Source organism: Aureimonas sp. N4 (assembly GCF_001463925.1).
Taxonomy (GTDB): domain Bacteria; phylum Pseudomonadota; class Alphaproteobacteria; order Rhizobiales; family Rhizobiaceae; genus Aureimonas; species Aureimonas ureilytica_A.
The window spans coordinates 1-4,518 of record NZ_BBWS01000004.1 but is presented as its reverse complement, the minus strand read 5'-3'; the positions used below and the strand labels follow the sequence as shown (position 1 = coordinate 4,518).

Here is a 4,518-nt window from a genome sequence, read left to right as displayed (position 1 = left end):
GGTGATGCGGGTTCTTCTCGCGCCCCGCCGCGCCGTGGCAGGTGTCGCAGGCGGCGAGTTTGCGCTCGGGCAGGCCCTCCTCCGCGATGCGCCGGCCGAGGTCCAGAAGGCCCGATGGACTGTAGGGCGGGCCGTGCGCGGCGGCATGGTCGACCTCGGCGGCCGAGCCGGTGGCGGCGGGCTCCGTCGCAGGCGCATTCGGGCCGACGCTGCCGCGCGGCAGGCGCGCCGCGCCCTCGTATCCGATCGTGACGCCCGAGGGCGGCGGAATGTCTCCGCCGGCCGCCGGGCCGGGGTCCTGGCTGGCATACCAGGCGGCGAGTTCGCGCAAGACCGCCTGATCGTGGATGCCGGCGGCGGGCGTCATGATGCCGCTTTCGCGCGTGCCATTGGCATAGGCGATCAGCGTTTCCGCGAGATAGGCTTCCGGCTGTCCGGCGATATTGGGGAAGGAGCCGGCCGCGCCACGCCCGCGCCCGTCATAGCCATGGCAGCGCGCGCAATCGGCGAGCGCCGGCACGCTTTTCTGCCCCAGGCCCGCCAGCGCCGGCTTCAACGCCGCCGGTACGGGCGCGCCGGCCATGCCGCCGCCCGCGCCACCCAGCGCCAGATTGGCATAGGTTTCGGGCGTCATGTCGGGCAGAGCGCGCAGGAAGGCGACGAGCGACCAGATTTCGTCCGGCCGCGTCTGCGTGGTCCAGGAGGGCATGCCGGAATATTTGATGCCATGGAGGCCGAGCCAGTAAAGCTCGCGGTCCTTCCACTCGCCGATGCGCGCTTCGAGCCGGGGCGGCGGCGGCACCATGTAGGAGGTGAGCGGCGACTGAAGCTCCCCCGGCCCGCTGTGGCAGGGTGCGCAGCCGCTGGCGAAATGGCCGGCCGCGCGCTGGATCAGCAGGGGGTCGTTCAGATCGATGCCGTCCGGCACCTTGATCGGCAGAGACTGGGTCGAGACCGCGCGGTTGAAGGTCCAGTGGAGGAACCATTCGACCGGCGCGAAATGGCCCGACGAGGCGGCGATCGACACGAGGCCGGAGCCGCCGACGAGAAGCGCGCCGGCGACGCCCACGACCGGCAGAAGCGCAAGGCGGGTCCAGGTGATCTTGATGAACCGCTTCATGGGCGCGCCTCGACCTTTGGTATTCTCAAGACGCCGGCGAGCAGCGCGATCCCGCCCGCGAGATAGGCCGCGCCGCCGACGAGCAGCATCAAGGTACCGCCGAGTTGTTGGTCCTCCAGCGGGGTCAGCGTCGCCAGCGGCGAGCAGAGCGTGCCGCAGCGATAGAGCGGGCGCGGCGCCAGAAGCAGAAGCGCGCCGAGCAGCGTCATATGCATGGAGGTGAGAAGCAGGCCCGCTGCCCCGGCCGCGCGCGCGCCGGTCTGCGGGCTGCCGAGACTCCCGAGCGCCGTCGTCCAGAGAAACAGGCCGGCGAGCAGGAACGAGCCCTGTTCCAGAGCGAAGAGGCCGATATGCTGGCGCGCGGCGTCATGCAGCGCCGGGGCGTGCCAACCCCAGATGAGCAGGAATTCGAGAAGCGCGGCGGGCAGGACGAAGCGCCCCGTGCCGGCGCTCGCCGGCAAAAGGCCGGATCGCCCGAGCGAGAAGGCCAGAAGCGGCGCGGCCAGCGCCACGACGCCCATATGCAGGACCATATGCGCGGCAAAGGAGGTCTCCGCCCGCGCCGGCAGCGGCCCGACCCAGAGCACGGCGAGAAGCAGGAGGGCGAGACAAAGCGGCCCATGCCGCCGAAGCGCGGGGGAGCTCATCGGCAATCCGCGACGAGAAGGACGGGCAGCGCCGTGAAGATGACGGCGAGGAAGGAGAGACCCGACAGAAGCACGGAGGCGATCTCCATCTGCCGCTCGCGGTCGGCCTTCGTGGGCTGATCATGCGGCGGCTCGCCGCCTTCCGCGCGCCATTCGCGCCACGCGCGCAAGCCGGCAAAGAAGCAGAAGGCCAGCGCCAGAACGGTGGCGATGGCGACCCCGATCCGCGCCGGGGTGATGGACTTGAACACGTCCTCGTTGGGCGCGCAGGCGCTCGCCACCCAGACATAGGACAGGAGGAAATGCAGCGCCCAGACCGTGGGCGTCGCGACCATGGTGATGAGACTGTCGCGCGTGCCGCGCCTTAGGCCGAACATCGCAGAGTGACTTTCGAGACCTCCGGGCGGAGGATGGTGGAAGGATTTTGGTCGTCGGCAAGACGCCGACCGCAGTCGATGCCGGCGGCATCGACGAGGATGGACAACGATGCCCGGCGGCGAAAAGCCTCCGCCAGCCGACCCCGCGAGGTTTCGAAAGTCACTCTACCCTCCCGCCACGAGAGGGAACCAGCCGACGGTGAGCACCGTCACAAGGCCGGTGGCCGCCGCAAAATGCGTGTAGAGCGCGACATTGGAGAGATCGATATCGTAGCGCCCTGTCAGCTTGCCCGCGAAGGAGCGCGCCAGACAGTAAGCCAGCATCAGCGCGCCGACGCCGGCATGGATCGCGGTCCAGATGCAGAGAATCCAGACGGTGGCGGGATAGACATGGACGGTCGGCTGAAGCCCGGTCACATGCGGCGCCCAGAGCAGCGCCGCGCCGGCGCCAAGGAAGGCCACGAGCCCCAGCGCCATCAGAGCGCGCGCCAGCATCGTACTGCTACGCTTCAACACGCGATGCGACAGGAGCGTCGCGCCCCAGCCGAGCGCGAAAAGCGCTAGCGACACGCTCGGCCAGAACTGGCCCGGCCCGGTGTCGCCGGGCGGCGGGAAGTTCTCGTGGATCGTGAAGAAGAAATAATAGCCGAAGACGAGGCTGAGGAAGGCCGTCGCATCGCCGATCATGGTGATGAACATGGCCCACCAGGAGACCGAATGCGGGCCGGACATGTAGGTCGGCAGGGTCAGGCCGAGCCCGACATATTTCTCGTCCTTCTCCGGGATGACGGCGGTGGCCTTCCAGAGCCAGAACATGATGACGAAGATCGCGATCACCAGCGAGGCGATGGTCAGCGTCCAGTAGTGGAAGGTCGCGGCGATGAAGCAGGCGCCGAGGAAGACCGCCGCGCCCATCGGCACGAAGGACGGGCCGGGCACGCGCAGGCACTGGATCGGCTCGGCGTCGAGCACGCTCGTCACCAGCGTTTCGCGCTTTCCCTCCTGCGCGTCGGGCAGATAGAAGCGGCCCTTGTCGATATCGTCCACGAAGCCCGGCTGATCCCAGAGCGGGTAGCGCGAGCGGATGATCGGCACGGAGCGCACGCCCCAGGGCTGGTCCGGCACCTCGCCCGACCATTCCAGCGTGCCGGCGTTCCAGACATTGCGGTCCGCATAGGGGTCCTTGCGGGGGCGCAGCATGTCGGCCACCACGATCAGGAAGCCGGCGGCGAAGATGAAGGCGCCGATTGTCGAGATGAGGTTCGGCAGTTCGAGCCCGAGCGCGGCCGGATAGGTGTAGACGCGGCGCGGCATGCCGATCATGCCGGAATAGTGCATCGGGAAGAAGCCGACATTGAAGCCGACGAACATCAGCCAGAAGGCGATCTTGCCCCAGCGGTCCGAGAGTTTGCGCGAGGAAACGATCGGCCAATAATAGTAGAGGCCCGCCACAATCGGAAACAGCACGCCGCCGATGATGACGTAGTGGAGATGGGCCACGACGAAATAGGTGTCGTGCACCTGCCAGTCGAAGGGCGCGATCGCCACCATGACGCCGGTGAGACCGCCCAGCACGAAAATGCCGAGCGAGCCGGACACGAAGAGCATCGGGACGGCGAAGATCACGCGGCCGGCAAGGCATGTCGCCAGAAACACGAAAATCTGCACCCCGGTCGGGATCGCGACCGCTTCCGACGCCGCCGAGAAGAAGCCGAGCGACATGGCCGGCAGGCCTGTCGTGAACATGTGGTGGACCCACAGGCCGAACGATAGGAAACCGGTGCCGACCGCCGCGAGCACGATCCAGGAATAGCCGATCAAGGGGCGGCGCGCGAAGGTCGGGATGATCATCGCAAAGAGCGCGATGGTCGGCAGGAAAATGATGTAGACCTCCGGATGACCGAAGATCCAGAACAGATGCTGCCAGAGCATCGGATCGCCGCCGCGCGTCGGATCGAAGAAGGGCCAGTCGAACAGGCGTTCCATTTCGAACAGGACGTCGCCCGCGATCAGCGGCGGAAAGGCGAAGAGGATCATCGCCGCAACCACCAGGACATACCAGGCGTAGAGCGGCATGAGGTTCAGCTTCATGCCGGGCGGGCGGCACTTCAGCGCGCCGACGATGAGTTCCACCGCCGCCGCGATCGAGGCCACCTCGATGAAGGAGAGGCCGAGCAGCCAGATATCCGCCCCGTAACCCGGCGTGAAGCGCGCCTGCGTGGTCAGCGGCGGGTACATGAACCAGCCGGAATCGGGCGCCTGCCCGAAGAAGATCGAGCCGCAGACGAAGATGCCGCCGATCAGGAAGCACCAATATCCGAAGGCCGAGAGACGCGGGAACGGCAGGTCGCGCGCGCCGAGCATCTGCGGCAGG

General features: G+C 67.8%; 4 protein-coding genes. All 4 read right to left on the bottom strand.

Annotated features, from left to right (window positions below; translation table 11 throughout):
• Positions 1-1,120 (bottom strand): c-type cytochrome (locus AUL28_RS01155; protein WP_062230383.1); only part of this gene is annotated, 1,120 nt, incomplete at its 3' end.
• Entirely contained in the window at positions 1,117-1,767 is a 651-nt protein-coding gene (locus AUL28_RS01150) for a cytochrome c oxidase assembly protein (RefSeq protein ID WP_062230382.1), read from the bottom strand. The genes AUL28_RS01155 and AUL28_RS01150, both read right to left, overlap by 4 nt.
• Positions 1,764-2,144, bottom strand: coding sequence for a hypothetical protein (locus tag AUL28_RS01145; protein ID WP_062230381.1), 381 nt, complete (start codon positions 2,142-2,144; stop codon positions 1,764-1,766). The genes AUL28_RS01150 and AUL28_RS01145 overlap by 4 nt, the downstream gene beginning before the upstream one ends.
• A 165-nt stretch (positions 2,145-2,309) precedes the next feature.
• Positions 2,310-4,518 (bottom strand): cbb3-type cytochrome c oxidase subunit I (locus AUL28_RS01140; RefSeq protein WP_062230380.1); only part of this gene is annotated, 2,209 nt, incomplete at its 5' end.